Genomic DNA, 15,836 nt, shown 5'->3' on the forward strand with positions numbered 1-15,836 from the left:
GCGGGTGCGGGTGAGTGGGGGCTGGTCGCGCAGTTCCCCGCGCCCCTTAAAAGCAAGGGGCGCGTTTTAGGGGCGCGGGGAACTGCGCGACCAGCCCCCACCGCCCCGCACCCGACGAACTGACCCCGAGCCGCTACTCCTTCTCAGGACCCTCGGGGAGCTCCGCCGCCAACGCGGCCGCGGCCTGCACCAGAGGCAGGGCGAGCAACGCCCCCGCCCCCTCCCCGACGGTCACCCCGTGATCGAGAAGCGGCTCAAGCGCCATCCGGTCGAACGCCTTCGCCTGGGCGGGCTCACCACTGGTCTGCCCCGCCAGCCACCAGTCCGGCGCCCGGAAGGCAACCCGCTGCCCGACCAGCGCACAGGCCGCGGACACGACCCCGTCGAGGATCACGGGAGTCTTGCGCGCGGCACTCTGCAGCAGGAACCCGGTGATCGCGGCAAGGTCCGCCCCGCCCACCGCAGCGAGCAACTGCAGCTGATCCCCGAGAACGGGCCGGGCCCGCCGCAGTGCATCCCGCACCGCCGCGCACTTCCGCATCCAGGCGAGGTCGTCGATGGCCCGCCCCCCGCGCCCGGTGACGACGGACGCGTCGGTGCCGCACAGTGCCGCGATCAGCACGGCCGCGGCGGTGGTCCCCCCGACGCTCACGTCCCCGAGCACGACGAGATCGGTCCCGGAGTCCGCCTCCTCGTCCGCGACGGCGACCCCCGCGAGGAAGGCGGCCTCCGCCTCCTCCAGGGTCAGCGCGTCCTCCACGTCGATCCGCCCGGAGCCACGCCGCACCCGGTGCCGTACGACCTCGTCGGGCAGGCTCTCCGGCTCGCAGTCGAGCGCCATGTCCACCACGCGCACGGGCACCCCGAGCCGCCGGGCCAGTACGGAGACGGGGCTCGCGCCGTCGAGCACGGAGCGCACCAGCTCGTCCGCGCTCCCCGCGGGCCGCGCCGACACTCCCAGTCCTGCGACCCCGTGGTCACCCGCGAACAGCACCACCCGCGGACGCTCGATCGCCCGCACCGGCACGGCCGACTGCGCGGCCGCCAGCCACTCACCGAGGTCGTCGAGGCGTCCCAGGGCCCCGGGCGGCACGATCTGCCGTTCCCGGCGCGCCTCGGCGTCACGGCGCACACCGCCGTCGGGGCGCTCGATCAGATCGGTGAAGTCGTCGAGATTAAGCGAGCTCATTCGCCGAACAGTACCGGCAGTGATCGGGCCGGTCTCCTGACGGTCGGTCAGTGCGCTGCACGGGGTCGTTGCATCGGAGATCGCCATCCCATACGTTCCGGTTTGCAGTGGATTGTCATACCGGTTTGTATCGACCGGTAGTAGCTCATATCAGCCTCTACAGGGTCGTACCGCGTCGGACCGGCAGGAGCAGACAGACCATGCCCCCCACACCCGCCACATCTCCCGCACCCGCCACACCCCCCACACCTCCCGCCCAGCAGACCGTCGCCCGGCGCCGCGCCGCGTATCTCAGCGAACTCGCCCGGGGCACCGACCACTTCCACGAGCCCCGCCGGCCCGACTGCCCCTGGTGCGGCTCCCGGCGGCTGCGCACCCGCCTGCGCACCCCGGACCTGCTCCAGCACAAGCCCGGCACCTTCGTCGTCGACGAGTGCGAGGACTGCGCCCACGCCTTCCAGAACCCCCGCCTCACCGCCGAGGGCCTGGCCTTCTACTACCGGGACTTCTACGAGGGCCATGAGCACCACGACACCCACGAGGGCTTCGCCGAGCGGATCCTGCGGTCCCGCGCCGGACGCAGACGCCACGAGGCCGCCGCCCGCGCGATGCTCCCGTACCCGGAGCCCGAGAGCTGGCTGGACGTCGGCACCGGCCACGGCCACTTCCCGGCGGCGGCCAAGGAGTTGTACACGTACACGTCCTTCGACGGGCTCGACCCCACCTCGCGCGTCGAGCAGGCGCGGACGGAGGGCCGGGTCGAGGAGGCACATCACGGCCGGCTGCCCGACCTGGTCGACCGGCTGCGTGCCCGCTACGACGTGGTCAGCATGTTCCACCACCTGGAGCACAGCCCCGACCCGCGCGAGGAACTGCGCGCCGCGCTCGCCGTACTGCGTCCCGGCGGGCATCTGCTCGTCGAAGTCCCGGACCCGGACTGCGCGTTCGGCGCGCTGCTCGGCAAGTGGTGGGTGTCCTACTGCCAGCCGCAGCACCTCCACCTCATGCCGCTGCGCAACCTGCTCGACGAACTCGACGAGCTCGGCTGCACGGTCGTCTCCACCGACCGCCGCGAACCCCACATCCCGTACGACCTCACGGGCGCCCTCGCGCTGGCGATCGGCAACCGGCTGCCGGGCGGTGACGAGCCCTGGCGCCCGAGCCCGCCGACCGACCTCCAGCGCACCCTCCGTACGGCCCTGACCCGGGCCACCACCCCGCTGCTGGCCTCCGCCTTCGCGCTGGACCACGTCCTGGCCCCGCTCCTGCGCCGCACCCGCTTCTCGAACGCGTACCGCGTCATCGCCCGCAAGACGGCGGGCAGGCACACTCCCCGCCCGGACGCCCAGCCCTTCGACTCCTAGCCCTTCAGGGTGAGCGCCTGCCCCGCCACCACCAGCAGCACGTGCTCGCACTCGGTCGCGAACGCCGCGTTGAGGCGGCCGAGTTCGTCGCGGTAGCGGCGGCCGGAGGGGGTGGCGGGGACGATGCCGGAGCCGACCTCGTTGGAGACGGCGACCACCGTGCGGCGGGTCTCGCGGACGGCGGCCGTCAGCTCCTCCACCCGGGCCCGCAGCGCGCGCTCGCCGCCACCGCCCCACTCGTCGTCGTCCCACGCGTTCACCGAGTCCATCGCGTCCGTCAGCCACAACGACAGACAGTCCACGAGCAGCGGCGCCCCGTCGTCCTTCAGCAGGGGTACGAGGTCGCAGGTCTCGGCGGTACGCCAGGAGCCGGGCCGCCGCTCACGATGGGCGTGCACCCGGGCGGCCCACTCACCGTCCCCGTTCCGCGTCCCGCCGGTCGCCACGTACAGCACATCGGGAAAGGCTTCCAGGCGCCGCTCGGCCTCCACCGACTTCCCGGACCGGGCCCCGCCGAGCACCAGAGTCCGCCGGGGCACGTCGGGCACGTCCTCGTACACCCCCACCGTCAGCGTCGTACCGTCCGGCACCGCCCGTGCCCCCGCCGCCGCGAGCCGCCGCGTCAGCTCCCGGCCGGGCGGCACGTCGTGGTCGAGGTGCACCGCGATCACGTCCGTGGCCGGCCCGACGGCCCCCGCCAGCCGCAGCCGGGCCAGTGCGTCCGGCCGCCCGACGACATCGGCGACCACCATGTCGTACGCCCCGGCCGCCTCCTCAAGACCCGCGGGCGCCGCGCCCGGCGGCAGATACAGCAGCCGCTGGCCGTCGGGCCCCGTCACGGCGTACCCGGTGCCCGGCGCGTCCATCGGCACCGCCCGCACCCGATGCCCCGTCAGCAGCGCCAGCTCCCGCCCGTCCGTTACCCGCCCCGGCTGCGGCAGCCCCGCCGGCACCTCCACCGCGGGCCCGTTGTGCGGATGCGACAACAGCACCTGCCGCACCCCGCCCAACGACCGCCCGGCCCGAGCCGCGGCAAAGGCCGCCCCGGGCGTCAGATCCAGCAACAGGGCCCCGTCGACCAACAAGGCGGCAGCCGCCCGCGCATCCACACCCAGCGCCACCGCACAAGCAGCACAGGGACAGTCGGGCCGAGGCAGCCCCGAGGGCCCACCGGTACCAAGCAAAGTCACTTCCACGACTCTGATTTTCCCGCGTCACTCAGGGTCCTGCGCGTCAGGGGGTGCGAGAACGGGCCCTGTCTTTTGTTTTTTGGGGGCGCGGGGAACTGCGCGATCAGCCCCCACCAACCCGCAGACAGCACACAACACTTCTCGACCTGCACCTTTGAACACCGGACAACCACCAGACCGCCTAGGCTTCAGGGCGAGAGCCCGATCTTGCTGGGAACTTTGGGAGGCTGACATGGCGGCATGGACGTGGCGGTTCGAGAAGGCCGACGGGACGGAAGTCCAGCCCGCGGTCCAGCCCGAGGAGTTCACCACCCAGGGCGACGCGGAGTCCTGGCTCGGCGAACACTGGAAGGCGCTGGCCGAGGCGGGGGCGGACCAGGTCCGGCTCTCCGAGGACGCCACGGAGATCTACGGTCCGATGAGCCTGCACGCCGAGGCTTCCTAGGCCCCCGTAGCCCATACGCGTGAGGGCCGCGGCCGTACGAACGACCGCGGCCCCTCCGCCGCCCGCCCGCACCACCCGCCGAAGGCCGTGAAACGGCCGGCCATTCGCCGGGTCACTGCTCGCCGAGCGTCACCTCGGCGCTCTTCTCGTCACCGTCGCGGGTGTACGTCACCCGCACCTTCTCGCCCGGCTTCCGGGCCGCGAGCGCCTCGGAGAGCGAGGTGACCGTGGTGACCTCGGTGTCATCCAGCCCGGTGATGACGTCCCCGCGCTCGATCCCCGCGTTCGCGGCCGCGCCGCCGTCCTTGACCTCGACCACCGCGACCCCGGCGGGCCGGTAGTCGGCGCCCACCACGGTCCGGGCGGTGATGCCGAGCGCGGCCCGCCCCGAATCGGTGACCCTGCCGTCCTCGATGATCTGGTCGGCGACCGTGCGCACCATCGACGCGGGAATCGCGAAGCCGATGCCCGCCGCCGCGCCCTCGCCCATGCCGGGATCGGTCGCGGCGAGCGTCGGGATGCCGATGACCTGCCCGTCGAGGTCGACGAGGGCGCCACCGCTGTTGCCCGGGTTGATCGCGGCCGATGTCTGCACCATGTTGGCGATGGTGGCGCCCGTGCCTCCGTCCGTACTGCCCTCGCTGACGGTGCGTCCGGTCGCCGACACGATGCCCTGGGTGACGCTGGACGAAAGCCCGAGCGGCGAGCCCATCGCCAGCACGATCTGGCCGACGTCCACCTTCGAGGAGTTCCCGAACCCGGCCGCTTTCAGCCCTTTCGGCTTCCGGTCAAGCTTGATGACCGCGAGATCCTGCTGCGGGTACGTGGAGACGAGCTTCGCGGTCAGCTCGTCCTCGCTGTTGGCCGTCGTCACCTTGATGGTCTTCTCGTCCCCGACCACATGCGCGTTCGTGACGATGTGCCCCTTGTCGTCGTACACGACCCCGGAGCCCAGATCACTGGTCGCCTGGATCTGCACGACCGACGGCAGAACGTCCTTGATCACCCTCTGGTAGTCGTCCTGCAGATCGTTCGCGGCCCGGGGAGCGGCGGCCCGGGCGGCCTTGGTGCCACTCTCGGTCCCGGCCGACGCCCCACCGCCGGAACACCCGCCGAGCAGGACCACGCTGCAGCCGGCGATCAAGGGAAGGACCCGGGCAAGGGCGCGGCCACGGGGCCGGGCAGACGACGCAACATCCATGCCCCGAGTCTTGCCTCGGGCGGTGGGTCCGGCCTGCGGTGCGGGGCCGAACAGGGGGTTCTCAGCCCCGTACGCCGCACAGGTGAAGCAGGGCCGCCACGCGGCGGTACGGATCCGTCCGCCCGGCCCGCTCCTCGGCGGCCAGCAGCGTCTCCACGTCGTCCGGGACGGCCGCGTCGTCGGCCGCGGTGTCCGTGAAGACCCGCACGCCGTACCAGGCGTGCAGCGGCGCCCCGATCCCGGCGAGCGTGCCGGTGAGCGCGTCGAGCCGGTCGGCCCGTACGTCGAGTCCGAGGCGGTTCGTGTACGCGCTGGTGTCGAAGGATGCCAGGGTGCCCGCCCAGTCGCCGGCCAGCCCCGGCCGCATGGCCAGCGCGTCGGCGTTCCGTACGAGCAGGGAGAGCAGTCCGCCGGGGGCCAGCATCCGGGCGAGACCGGCGAGGAGGGGGTCGGGCTCCTCGACGTACATCAGCACGCCGTGGCAGAGCACCACGTCGAAGCTGCCCGGCAGGAAGTGGACTCCGGTGTCGCGCCCGTCGCTCTCGACGAGCCGCACACGGCTGCGGATCCCCTCCGGCTCGGCGGCGAGGCTCTCGCGCGCGACGGCGATCATCGTGGAGTCCTGCTCGACCCCCGTGACCTGGTGCCCGGCCCGGGCCAGCCGCAGCGCCTGCGTGCCCTGGCCCATGCCCACGTCGAGCACACGCAGCCGCTGCCCCACCGGGAACCGCCCGGCTATCTGCTCGTCGAGCTGCCGGGCGACCAGTTCCTGTCGTACGACATCACGCAGGCCGCCCAGCTTGCTCAGCCAGGCTTCGGCGGCGCCCCCCGCGAAAGATCCCGCGCTCAGGGCCGCTCTCCGCGCTTGACCTGCGGCTTCGGCAGCCGGAGGCGACGCATCTGGAGGCTGCGCATCAGCGCGTAGGCGACCGCGCCGCGCTTGGGCTCGTCCGGGAAGCGCGCGTTCAGCTGCTTCTTCATGCGGATCGCGATGCCGATCGAGTCGACGATGATCATCACGATCACGAAGAGCCACAGCAGCAGCGCCACGTTCTGCAGCTGGGCGATCTGGACCATGCTCAGGACGAGGATGATCACCGCCAGCGGCAGGAAGAACTCGGCGATGCAGAACCGCGAGTCGATGAAGTCGCGCGCGAACTTGCGCACGGGGCCCTTGTCACGGGCGGGCAGATAGCGCTCGTCCCCACTGGCGAGCGCTTCGCGCTGCTTCGCCATCTGGGTACGGCGATCGTCACGCTGCCGCTTGGCGGCCTCCTTGCGCGTCGTCGGCGTATTGGCCACGCTGCGGCGCTGGGACTGGGCCTCACTGCGCTTGGGCGTGGGCCGACCCTTGGGGGCCTGCGGGTCACGGGGCTGAGTGGAGTCGGTCAGCGCCTTGTCGGCGGGGGCCTTCTCATCCTTGGCACGGCTACGGAACACAAAACCCAAGGGTAATGGGTACGGAGGCATGGACGTCAGCCGAGTGGGGAACGATCCGGCAACACCGGTCGTCTGTAGGGGGACAAGGGAGCCTGAAAAGGGGTGGCTGCCCACGGTTCTCCGGGCCGACCCCGGGACGAACCCAGGGGGACACCTACTCCCTACGCCGGAGCAAGATCATTCACAGTCGTCCTTGGGGATGAGCGCATCCGTCCCCGAACAGTGCGGTAATGGATGCAGGGCCCGTACTGTGGGTTCTGTTGCAGTCGCTGGAGCTGGAGTCCGTCAGAAGGGGGCGCGCGAAGCCCATGAGCGGTGTCATGAAGCGTATGGGGATGATCTTCCGCGCGAAGGCGAACAAGGCCCTTGACCGGGCCGAGGACCCGCGCGAAACCCTCGACTACTCGTACCAGAAGCAGCTGGAGCTGCTGCAGAAGGTGCGCCGGGGAGTCGCCGACGTGGCGACCTCCCGCAAGCGCCTGGAGCTGCAGCTGAACCAGCTCCAGAACCAGTCCTCCAAGCTGGAGGACCAGGGCCGCAAGGCGCTCGCGCTCGGCCGGGAGGACCTGGCCCGTGAGGCGCTGTCGCGCCGTGCCGCGCTCCAGCAGCAGGTCACCGACCTGGAGACGCAGCACCAGACCCTCCAGGGCGAGGAGGAGAAGCTCACCCTCGCGGCGCAGCGGCTCCAGGCCAAGGTCGACGCCTTCCGGACCAAGAAGGAAACGATCAAGGCGACGTACACGGCCGCCCAGGCGCAGACCCGCATCGGAGAGGCCTTCTCCGGCATCTCCGAGGAGATGGGCGACGTCGGCATGGCCATCCAGCGCGCCGAGGACAAGACCGCGCAGCTCCAGGCGCGCGCCGGTGCCATCGACGAGCTGCTCGCCTCCGGCGCCCTCGACGACTCCTCCGGGCTCGCCAAGGACGACATCCAGACCGAGCTCGACCGGCTCTCCGGCGGCACGGACGTGGAGCTGGAGCTCCAGCGGATGAAGGCCGAGCTGGCCGGCGGTTCCTCGTCCCAGCAGGCGATCGAGGGCGGCAAGGACCAGACTCAGTCCCAGCAGCAGCCGCAGGACACTCCGCGCTTCGACAAGCAGTAGTCGCAGGCGGTAGTCCCACGCCGAGGAGGGCGTCATGATCGTACGGATCATGGGGGAGGGACAGGTGAGGCTGGACGACGGCCACCTCACCGAACTGAACAAGCTGGACGACGAGCTCCTCGCGGAGATGCAGTCCGGTGACGAGGAGGGCTTCCGGCGCACGCTGGGGGCACTCCTCGAGGCGGTCCGCCGCCTCGGCGCGCCACTCCCCGACGCCGCCCTCGAACCCTCCGAACTGATCCTCCCGTCCCCGGAGGCGACGCTCTCCGAGGTCCGGGAGATGCTGAACGACGACGGCTTGATCCCGGGCTGATTTTTCTTCGCCCCCGCCGCCCCTACCCATTCCCGTCACTACTCGGGGGCCGGCCCCCGAACCCCCGCTCCTCAAACGCCGGAGAGGCTGAAATACCCAAGGGGCGCGGGGAACTGCGCGATCAGCCACATCCGGGCCCGCACCCGAAATCACACCCCCACGGGGTCTGGGGCGGAGCCCCGGGGGACGGGAATGGGTAGGGGCGGCGGGGGCGAAAAATGTGGGCCCCGGCCCGATTACCGGTGGCACCAGTTCCGCCCCCCGCAAGGGCCCCGTACCGTAAACAACCGTGAGCACACTCGAGCGCGCCCGGAACCGTCTGCGGGCATACCCGCTGGTGGTGGACGGCGCCCTCGCGGCAGCAGTCCTCGCCTGCATGGTCGTCGGCTCGTTCGCGGAGCCGAACGGAAGACACGGCGGCCCGGACTGGGGCACCCGCACCCCCGACGCCCTCAGCCTCACCCTCATGCTGCTGGCCGCGACGGCCCTGGTCTTCCGCCGGGGCCACCCCCTGAGGGTCCTCGCCGCGACGAGCGCCCTGTCGGCCGTGGAGTTCGTGACGGGCGACCCCAGGGCCCCCGTGGTGATGTCCGCCGTCGTCGCCCTCTACACGGTGGCGTCGGCGACCGACCGCCCCACCACCTGGCGCGTGGGCCTCCTCACGATGACGGTCCTGACCGGCATCGCCATGCTCGCCGGCCCCCTGCCCTGGTACGCGCAGGAGAACCTCGGCATCTTCGCCTGGACCGGCATGGCCGCAGCCGCGGGCGACGCGGTCCGCAGCCGCCGCGCCTTCGTGCACGCCATAAGAGAGCGCGCCGAGCGTGCGGAACGCACCCGCGAGGAGGAGGCGAGACGCCGCGTCGCCGAGGAACGCCTCCGCATCGCCCGCGACCTGCACGACGTCGTCGCCCACCACATCGCCCTCGTCAACGTGCAGGCCGGAGTGGCCGCGCACGTCATGGACAAGCGCCCCGACCAGGCCAAGGAAGCCCTCGCCCATGTCCGCGAGGCCAGCCGCTCCGCGCTCAACGAACTCCGCGCCACGGTCGGCCTGCTGAGACAGTCCGGCGACCCCGAGGCCCCCACCGAACCGGCCCCGGGCCTGCACCGCCTCGAAGAACTCGTCGGCACCTTCCGCAACGCGGGCCTGCCTGTGGAGGTGGCCCGCACCGACCACGGCACGACCCTCCCCGCCGCCGTCGACCTGGCCGCGTACCGCGTCATCCAGGAAGCCCTCACCAATGTGCAGAAGCACGCGGGCCCCGAGGCGAAGGCCGAGGTCAGCGTCGTACGCGTGGGACCGAACGTGGAGATCACCGTCCTCGACAACGGGCCGGGCGACGACGCCGAGGCCCGTCTTGAGGAGAACAGCGGCCACGGACTGCTCGGCATGCGCGAGCGGGTCACCGCGCTGAACGGCGTCTGCACCGCCGGACCCCGATACGGAGGCGGCTTCCGGGTCCATGCGATCCTGCCGGTCAAGAGCCGCACCGGAAGCACCGCGTCCACCGCGGCGGCACCCGCACCCGCAGCGGCAGCCAGACCGGCGGCACCGACCACGGCACCCACGGGGGACCCCGCATGACCATCCGCGTCCTGCTCGCCGACGACCAGGCACTGCTGCGCAGCGCGTTCCGCGTGCTGGTCGACTCCGAGCCCGACATGGAGGTCGTGGGAGAGGCCTCGGACGGGGCGGAGGCCGTGCGGCTGGCCCGTGACGAGCGGGCCGACGTCGTGCTCATGGACATCCGCATGCCCGGCACGGATGGTCTCGCCGCGACCCGGCTCATCAGCGCCGACCCGGGCCTCGCCCACGTACGCGTCGTGATGCTGACGACCTTCGAGGTCGACGAGTACGTGGTGCAGTCGCTGCGCGCCGGAGCCTCCGGGTTCCTCGGCAAGGGATCCGAGCCCGACGAACTGCTCAACGCGATCCGGATCGCGGCCGGCGGCGAGGCGCTGCTGTCACCGGCAGCCACCAAGGGACTGATCGCGAAGTTCCTCGCCCAGGGCGACGGTGATGACGACGACCGGGACCCCGGCCGCGCCGAACGCCTCGAAGCGCTGACCGTCCGCGAGCGCGAGGTCCTCGTCCAGGTCGCCGGCGGGCACTCCAACGACGAGATCGCCGAGCGCCTCACGGTCAGCCCGCTCACGGTGAAGACGCACGTCAACCGGGCCATGGCCAAGCTGGGAGCCCGCGACCGGGCACAGCTGGTGGTCATCGCGTACGAGTCCGGACTGGTACGCCCAAGGGTGGAGTGAGCTCCACCCGCACATACTGCGGTCGCGGTATGCGCGGCATAAGGAAACGGGACTTGGGGGCGAGGGTAGGGCCTCACCCATGGCTCAGAGTGATAGGCGGACGCTCACATGAGCCCATTCTGCCGCTCCAAAGACTCAAGCCACAGAAGAGAGACCCGCCACCCATGTCCTGGCTGTCCCGCTTCAGCCTCGCCCAACGTGCCCTCATCGGGCTCATGTCGATCATCGCCCTGGCCTTCGGGGCGATAGCCATCCCGCAGCTCAAGCAGCAGCTGCTGCCCACCATCGAACTGCCCATGGTGTCGGTGATCGCGCCGTACCAGGGCGCGTCCCCCGACGTGGTCGAGAAGCAGGTCGTCGAGCCCATCGAGGACAACCTCGAAGCGGTCGACGGGATCTCCGGCGTCACCTCCACGGCCAGCGAGGGCAACGCCCTGATCATGGCCTCCTTCGACTACGGCAACGACTCCGCCCGGATCGTCGCCGACGTCCAGCAGGCCGTGAACCGCGCCCGTGTACAGCTCCCGGACGACGTGGACCCGCAGGTCGTCGCCGGTTCCACCGACGACATCCCGACGGTGGTCCTCGCGGTCACCTCCGACAAGGACCAGCAGGCCCTCTCGGACCAGCTCGACCGCACGGTCGTCCCCGCGCTGAAGGACATCGACGGCGTCGGCCAGGTCACCGTCGACGGCGTACAGGACCTTCAGGTCGCGGTCACGCCCGACGACGCGAAGCTGGCGAAGGCCGGCCTGACCACGGCCGCGCTCGGCCAGGCCCTTCAGGCGGGCGGCGCGACCCTCCCGGCCGGTTCCTTCGACGAGGGCGGCAGCAACCGCACGGTCCAGGTCGGCGGCGGCTTCACCTCGCTCAAGCAGATCCAGGACCTGATGGTCACCGGCGAGGGCGGCAAGAAGCCCGTACGCCTCGGTGACATCGCCACCGTCGAGGAGGAGCCCGCCACGGCGGACTCCATCACCCGCACCGACGGCAAGCCCAGCCTGGCCGTCTCCGTCACCATGGACCACGACGGCAGTGCGGTCGCGGTCTCCGACGCGGTCCAGGACAAGCTGTCCGGCCTGCGCAAGGACCTCGGCTCCGGCGCCACGCTGACCGTCGTCAGCGACCAGGGCCCGGCCGTCTCCAAGTCCATCAAGGGCCTGACCACCGAGGGCGCCCTCGGTCTGCTCTTCGCGGTCCTGGTCATCCTGGTCTTCCTGGCGTCGATCCGCTCGACGCTGGTCACCGCGGTCTCCATCCCGCTGTCGGTCGTCCTCGCGCTGATCGTGCTGTGGACCCGCAGCGAATCGCTCAACATCCTCACGCTGGGCGCCCTGACCATCGCCATCGGCCGGGTCGTCGACGACTCGATCGTGGTCCTTGAGAACATCAAGCGGCACCTCGGCTACGGCGAGGAGCGCCAGGAGGCGATCCTCAAGGCCGTACGCGAGGTCGCGGGCGCGGTCACCTCCTCGACGCTCACCACGGTCGCGGTGTTCCTGCCCATCGGTCTGACCGGCGGCATGGTCGGCGAGCTCTTCGGCTCGTTCTCCCTGACCGTCACGGCGGCCCTGCTGGCCTCGCTGATCGTCTCGCTGACGGTCGTACCGGTGCTCTCGTACTGGTTCCTGCGCGCCCCCAAGGACGTGCGGGGCATCGATCCGGAGGAAGCGCGCCGCAAGGCCGAGGAGAAGGAGGCGCGCAGCCGCCTCCAGCGCTTCTACGTGCCCGTGCTGCGTTTCGCGACCCGGCGCCGCCTCACCAGCGTGGCGATCGCGGTGGTGGTCCTCGTCGGTACGTTCGGTATGGCGCCCCTGCTGAAGACGAACTTCTTCGACCAGGGCGAGCAGGAAGTCATCACGGTCAAGCAGGAGTTGAAGCCGGGCACCAGCCTGGCGGCGACCGACGCCGAGGCCAAGAAGGTCGAGAAGATGCTCGACGGCGTCAAGGGCGTCGAGGACTACCAGGTCACGGTCGGCTCCTCCGGCTTCATGGCCGCGTTCGGCGGGGGCACGGACACCAACCAGGCCTCCTACACCGTCAAGGTCGCCGACTCGGCCTCCTTCGACGATGTCCAGGACGGTATCGAGGAGGGGCTCGGCAAGCTCTCCGGGATCGGTACGACGACGGTCGCGGCCGGTGACGGCTTCGGCAGCCAGGACCTCAGCGTCGTGGTGAAGTCGGCCGACGCCGCCGTACTGCGCGAGGCCGCGGAGGAGGTCCGGGACGCTGTCGCCGGGCTCGACGACGTCACCGACGTCACCAGCGACCTCGCCCAGTCCGTGCCGCGGATCTCGGTCAAGGCCAACGACAAGGCCGCCGCGGCCGGGTTCAACGACACGACCCTCGGTGCGGCCGTCGCCCAGGCGGTGCGCGGCACCGACAGCGGCAAGGCGATCCTGGACGACACCGAGCGCGACGTCGTCATCAGGTCGGCGAAGCCGGCCGAGACGCTGTCCGAGCTGAGGAGCCTCAGCCTCGGGTCCGTGAAGCTCGGTGACATCGCGACGGTGAAGCTGGTCGACGGGCCGGTCTCGATGACCCGTATCGACGGTCAGCGCGCCGCCACCATCTCGGCGAAGCCGACCGGTGACAACACGGGCGCGGTCAGCGCCGACCTCACGGCCAAGCTCGACAAGCTGAAGCTGCCGGCCGGTGCCACGGCCGCCATCGGCGGTGTGTCCGAGGACCAGGACGACGCGTTCGCGTCCCTCGGCCTCGCGATGCTCGCGGCGATCGCGATCGTCTTCATGCTGCTGGTCGCGACCTTCCGGTCGCTGATCCAGCCGCTGATCCTGCTCGTCTCGATCCCGTTCGCGGCGACGGGTGCGATCGGTCTGCTGGTCATCACCGGTACGCCGATGGGTGTGCCGTCGATGATCGGCATGCTGATGCTCATCGGCATCGTCGTCACCAACGCGATCGTGCTGATCGACCTGATCAACCAGTACCGCAAGCAGGGGTACGGGGTTGTCGAGGCCGTGGTGGAAGGCGGCCGGCACCGGCTCCGCCCGATCCTCATGACGGCCCTGGCGACCATCTTCGCGCTGCTGCCCATGGCGCTCGGCATCACCGGCGAGGGCGGCTTCATCGCCCAGCCGCTCGCGGTGGTGGTGATCGGCGGCCTGATCACGTCGACGCTGCTGACGCTGCTCCTGGTGCCGACGCTCTACGCGATGGTCGAACTCCGCAAGGAGCGCCGCGCGAAGAAGAAGGCGGCGAAGCGGGAGGTTGCCGCCGAGCGGGAGGCAGTGGGGGTGTAGGTCACCGATTGCGCAGTTCCCCGCGCCCCTTTTCAGGGGCGCGGGGAACTGCGCAATCTTTTTGCCTTGAGGCGTGCCCTACGGCAGCGCCAGCATCCGTTCAAGCGCCAGTTTCGCGAACTGCTCGGTCTCCCGGTCCACCTCGATGCGGTTGACGAGGTTGCCCTGGGCCAGGGACTCCAGGGTCCAGACCAGGTGGGGGAGGTCGATGCGGTTCATGGTCGAGCAGAAGCAGACCGTCTTGTCGAGGAAGACGACCTCCTTGTCCTCGCTCGCGAAACGGTTCGCCAGCCGCCGTACGAGATTCAGCTCCGTGCCGATCGCCCACTTGGAACCGGCCGGAGCCGCCTCCAGGGCCTTGATGATGTACTCCGTGGAACCCACGTAGTCGGCCGCCTCGACGACCTCGTGCTTGCACTCGGGGTGCACCAGGACGTTCACACCGGGGATCCGGGCGCGCACGTCGTTGACCGAGTCGACGGAGAAACGGCCGTGCACCGAGCAGTGGCCCCGCCACAGGATCATCTTGGCGTCGCGGAGCTGCTCGGCGGTGAGCCCGCCGTTCGGCTTGTGCGGGTTGTAGAGGACGCAGTCCTCCAGCGTCATGCCCATGTCCCGGACTGCGGTGTTCCGCCCCAGGTGCTGGTCGGGCAGGAAGAGGACCTTCTCACCCTGTTCGAAGGCCCACTCCAGGGCCCGCTGGGCGTTGGACGACGTGCAGATCGTGCCCCCGTGCTTGCCGGTGAACGCCTTGATGTCCGCGGAGGAGTTCATGTACGAGACGGGCACGACCTGCTCGGCTATCCCGGCGTCGGTCAGCACGTCCCAGCACTCGGCGACCTGCTCGGCGGTGGCCATGTCGGCCATCGAGCAGCCGGCGGCCAGGTCGGGCAGGACGACCTTCTGGTCGTCGGAGGTCAGGATGTCCGCCGACTCGGCCATGAAGTGCACACCGCAGAACACGATGTACTCGGCCTCGGGGCGCGCGGCCGCGTCCCGGGCCAGCTTGAAGGAGTCCCCCGTGACATCCGCGAACTGGATGACCTCGTCGCGCTGGTAGTGGTGGCCGAGGACGAAGACCTTGCTCCCGAGCTTCTCCTTGGCCGCGCGGGCGCGCTCGACCAGGTCCGGGTCGGACGGCGAGGGCAGGTCACCGGGACATTCGACGCCGCGCTCGCTCCTCGGGTCGGCCTCACGGCCGAGGAGCAGCAGGGCGAGGGGCGTCGGCTGTACGTCGAGCTCCTGGGTCTGGGCGGTGGTCACGACACGCACCCTTTCTGTTCTGCGGCCCGCTTGGATCGACCGGCTGGGACGATCAAGCAGAACAAGCCTTTTCGTCGAAATGACGCTATCTATCATAACCGCTTCACGTCACTTTGACGATGCCCATAGCGTCCATGTGACGTGAATCCCGTGGGGTGGTCGACGGGGTGGTCGTGGCGTGTTCGGCGAGGTGGGGGCGGTGGTTGTCCACAGGCCGTTTTCCGCTTCCGGGTGGGTGTGCGAGCATGAAGAGAGAAGCCAAAGACTTAACGCTCGGCGCGGAATGAATCCGCGGCTCCGCCGGTTGCAACCGTCGGCAAGCAGTCTCCGTACAACCCGGGAGAGAAGCAGATGTCCGTATCGGACGAGACCACCACCGTGAGCGACGGCATCCTCCTGTCGGACGCCGCCGCGGCCAAGGTCCAGGGCCTGCTGGAGCAGGAAGGCCGCGACGACCTGGCGCTGCGTGTCGCCGTTCAGCCCGGCGGCTGCTCCGGCCTGCGGTACCAGCTCTTCTTCGACGAGCGCTCCCTCGACGGCGACGTCGTCAAGGAGTTCGGCAGCGTGAAGGTCGTCACCGACCGCATGAGCGCTCCGTACCTGGGCGGCGCCTCCATCGACTTCGTGGACACCATCGAGAAGCAGGGCTTCACGATCGACAACCCGAACGCGACGGGTTCCTGCGCCTGCGGCGACTCCTTCAGCTAAGCCTGCTGCTTGCGTTTGACGGATGACGGCCGGGTCCGTCGTCCCGGACGACACCGAAAGGCGGCGCCCCCTCCAACAGGGCGCCGCCT

The 15,836-nt window shown here is 70.6% G+C and carries 14 protein-coding genes; 8 read left to right on the top strand and 6 right to left on the bottom strand.

What is annotated here, in order from left to right:
• Positions 1 to 133: 133 nt before the first annotated feature.
• Positions 134 to 1,189, bottom strand: a complete 1,056-nt coding sequence (gene cobT, locus QF035_RS37280; protein WP_307525306.1) for a nicotinate-nucleotide--dimethylbenzimidazole phosphoribosyltransferase — start codon at positions 1,187 to 1,189, stop codon at positions 134 to 136.
• A gap of 200 nt (positions 1,190 to 1,389) precedes the next feature.
• Here cobT and QF035_RS37285 point away from each other — a divergent pair, with 200 nt between their 5' ends.
• The gene (locus QF035_RS37285; RefSeq protein WP_307525308.1) at positions 1,390 to 2,553 is read left to right on the top strand and encodes a class I SAM-dependent methyltransferase; all 1,164 of its coding nucleotides are present in this window, start codon (positions 1,390 to 1,392) and stop codon (positions 2,551 to 2,553) included.
• Here the strand turns inward: QF035_RS37285 and QF035_RS37290 are convergent.
• The gene (locus QF035_RS37290; protein ID WP_307525310.1) at positions 2,550 to 3,749 is read right to left on the bottom strand and encodes a bifunctional adenosylcobinamide kinase/adenosylcobinamide-phosphate guanylyltransferase; all 1,200 of its coding nucleotides are present in this window, start codon (positions 3,747 to 3,749) and stop codon (positions 2,550 to 2,552) included. The two genes, QF035_RS37285 and QF035_RS37290, sit on opposite strands and share 4 nt — an antisense overlap.
• Before the next feature lie 226 nt (positions 3,750 to 3,975).
• Here QF035_RS37290 and QF035_RS37295 point away from each other — a divergent pair, with 226 nt between their 5' ends.
• A complete protein-coding gene (locus QF035_RS37295) occupies positions 3,976 to 4,188 on the top strand; it encodes a hypothetical protein (RefSeq protein ID WP_055618417.1) in 213 nt (70 codons plus the stop codon).
• A 112-nt stretch (positions 4,189 to 4,300) separates the two neighbouring features.
• On the opposite strand, the gene QF035_RS37300 is transcribed toward QF035_RS37295, so the two are convergent.
• The 3 genes from QF035_RS37300 to QF035_RS37310 form a co-directional block, all read right to left on the bottom strand.
• Positions 4,301 to 5,389 (bottom strand): S1C family serine protease, encoded by a 1,089-nt coding sequence (locus QF035_RS37300; RefSeq protein WP_307525312.1) that lies wholly within the window; start codon positions 5,387 to 5,389, stop codon positions 4,301 to 4,303.
• A 61-nt stretch (positions 5,390 to 5,450) separates the two neighbouring features.
• Positions 5,451 to 6,155, bottom strand: a complete 705-nt coding sequence (locus QF035_RS37305; RefSeq protein WP_143632796.1) for a class I SAM-dependent methyltransferase — start codon at positions 6,153 to 6,155, stop codon at positions 5,451 to 5,453.
• Positions 6,156 to 6,235: 80 nt separating this feature from the next.
• Positions 6,236 to 6,859, bottom strand: a complete 624-nt coding sequence (locus tag QF035_RS37310) for a DUF3043 domain-containing protein (protein WP_079053646.1) — start codon at positions 6,857 to 6,859, stop codon at positions 6,236 to 6,238.
• A 278-nt stretch (positions 6,860 to 7,137) separates the two neighbouring features.
• Between QF035_RS37310 and QF035_RS37315 the strand changes: the two genes are divergently transcribed.
• From QF035_RS37315 to QF035_RS37335, 5 genes are all read left to right on the top strand, one after another.
• Positions 7,138 to 7,932: a PspA/IM30 family protein gene (locus QF035_RS37315; protein WP_055618414.1), complete on the top strand. Its 795-nt coding sequence runs from the start codon at positions 7,138 to 7,140 to the stop codon at positions 7,930 to 7,932.
• A gap of 34 nt (positions 7,933 to 7,966) precedes the next feature.
• Positions 7,967 to 8,245 (top strand): PspA-associated protein PspAA, encoded by a 279-nt coding sequence (pspAA, locus tag QF035_RS37320; RefSeq protein WP_307525315.1) that lies wholly within the window; start codon positions 7,967 to 7,969, stop codon positions 8,243 to 8,245.
• A gap of 289 nt (positions 8,246 to 8,534) precedes the next feature.
• Positions 8,535 to 9,833, top strand: coding sequence for a sensor histidine kinase (locus tag QF035_RS37325; RefSeq protein WP_307525317.1), 1,299 nt, complete (start codon positions 8,535 to 8,537; stop codon positions 9,831 to 9,833).
• The gene (locus QF035_RS37330) at positions 9,830 to 10,513 is read left to right on the top strand and encodes a response regulator transcription factor (RefSeq protein WP_189838320.1); all 684 of its coding nucleotides are present in this window, start codon (positions 9,830 to 9,832) and stop codon (positions 10,511 to 10,513) included. The genes QF035_RS37325 and QF035_RS37330 overlap by 4 nt, the downstream gene beginning before the upstream one ends.
• A gap of 164 nt (positions 10,514 to 10,677) precedes the next feature.
• Positions 10,678 to 13,776 (top strand): efflux RND transporter permease subunit, encoded by a 3,099-nt coding sequence (locus tag QF035_RS37335; RefSeq protein WP_307525320.1) that lies wholly within the window; start codon positions 10,678 to 10,680, stop codon positions 13,774 to 13,776.
• A gap of 78 nt (positions 13,777 to 13,854) precedes the next feature.
• Here QF035_RS37335 and nadA read toward each other — a convergent pair whose 3' ends face one another.
• Positions 13,855 to 15,048, bottom strand: coding sequence for a quinolinate synthase NadA (gene nadA / locus QF035_RS37340; RefSeq protein ID WP_307525323.1), 1,194 nt, complete (start codon positions 15,046 to 15,048; stop codon positions 13,855 to 13,857).
• 342 nt (positions 15,049 to 15,390) lie between these two features.
• On the opposite strand from nadA, the gene QF035_RS37345 reads away from it, so the two are divergent.
• Complete coding sequence (locus tag QF035_RS37345) at positions 15,391 to 15,747, top strand: HesB/IscA family protein (RefSeq protein WP_055617203.1); 357 nt, start codon at positions 15,391 to 15,393, stop codon at positions 15,745 to 15,747.
• The last annotated feature ends 89 nt before the right edge of the window (positions 15,748 to 15,836 follow it).

Origin of the sequence: Streptomyces umbrinus (assembly GCF_030817415.1) — a bacterium.
GTDB lineage: Bacteria > Actinomycetota > Actinomycetes > Streptomycetales > Streptomycetaceae > Streptomyces > Streptomyces umbrinus_A.

What these genes read in the sequence shown, in the direction of transcription:
- QF035_RS37295 (WP_055618417.1), top strand. Translation starts at nt 3,976, where the DNA reads ATGGCGGCATGGACGTGGCGGTTCGAGAAGGCCGACGGGACGGAAGTC.
- cobT (WP_307525306.1), bottom strand. Translation starts at nt 1,189, where the DNA reads ATGAGCTCGCTTAATCTCGACGACTTCACCGATCTGATCGAGCGCCCC.
- QF035_RS37335 (WP_307525320.1), top strand. Translation starts at nt 10,678, where the DNA reads ATGTCCTGGCTGTCCCGCTTCAGCCTCGCCCAACGTGCCCTCATCGGG.
- QF035_RS37315 (WP_055618414.1), top strand. Translation starts at nt 7,138, where the DNA reads ATGAGCGGTGTCATGAAGCGTATGGGGATGATCTTCCGCGCGAAGGCG.
- QF035_RS37285 (WP_307525308.1), top strand. Translation starts at nt 1,390, where the DNA reads ATGCCCCCCACACCCGCCACATCTCCCGCACCCGCCACACCCCCCACA.
- QF035_RS37300 (WP_307525312.1), bottom strand. Translation starts at nt 5,389, where the DNA reads ATGGATGTTGCGTCGTCTGCCCGGCCCCGTGGCCGCGCCCTTGCCCGG.
- QF035_RS37345 (WP_055617203.1), top strand. Translation starts at nt 15,391, where the DNA reads ATGTCCGTATCGGACGAGACCACCACCGTGAGCGACGGCATCCTCCTG.
- QF035_RS37310 (WP_079053646.1), bottom strand. Translation starts at nt 6,859, where the DNA reads ATGCCTCCGTACCCATTACCCTTGGGTTTTGTGTTCCGTAGCCGTGCC.
- QF035_RS37330 (WP_189838320.1), top strand. Translation starts at nt 9,830, where the DNA reads ATGACCATCCGCGTCCTGCTCGCCGACGACCAGGCACTGCTGCGCAGC.
- pspAA (WP_307525315.1), top strand. Translation starts at nt 7,967, where the DNA reads ATGATCGTACGGATCATGGGGGAGGGACAGGTGAGGCTGGACGACGGC.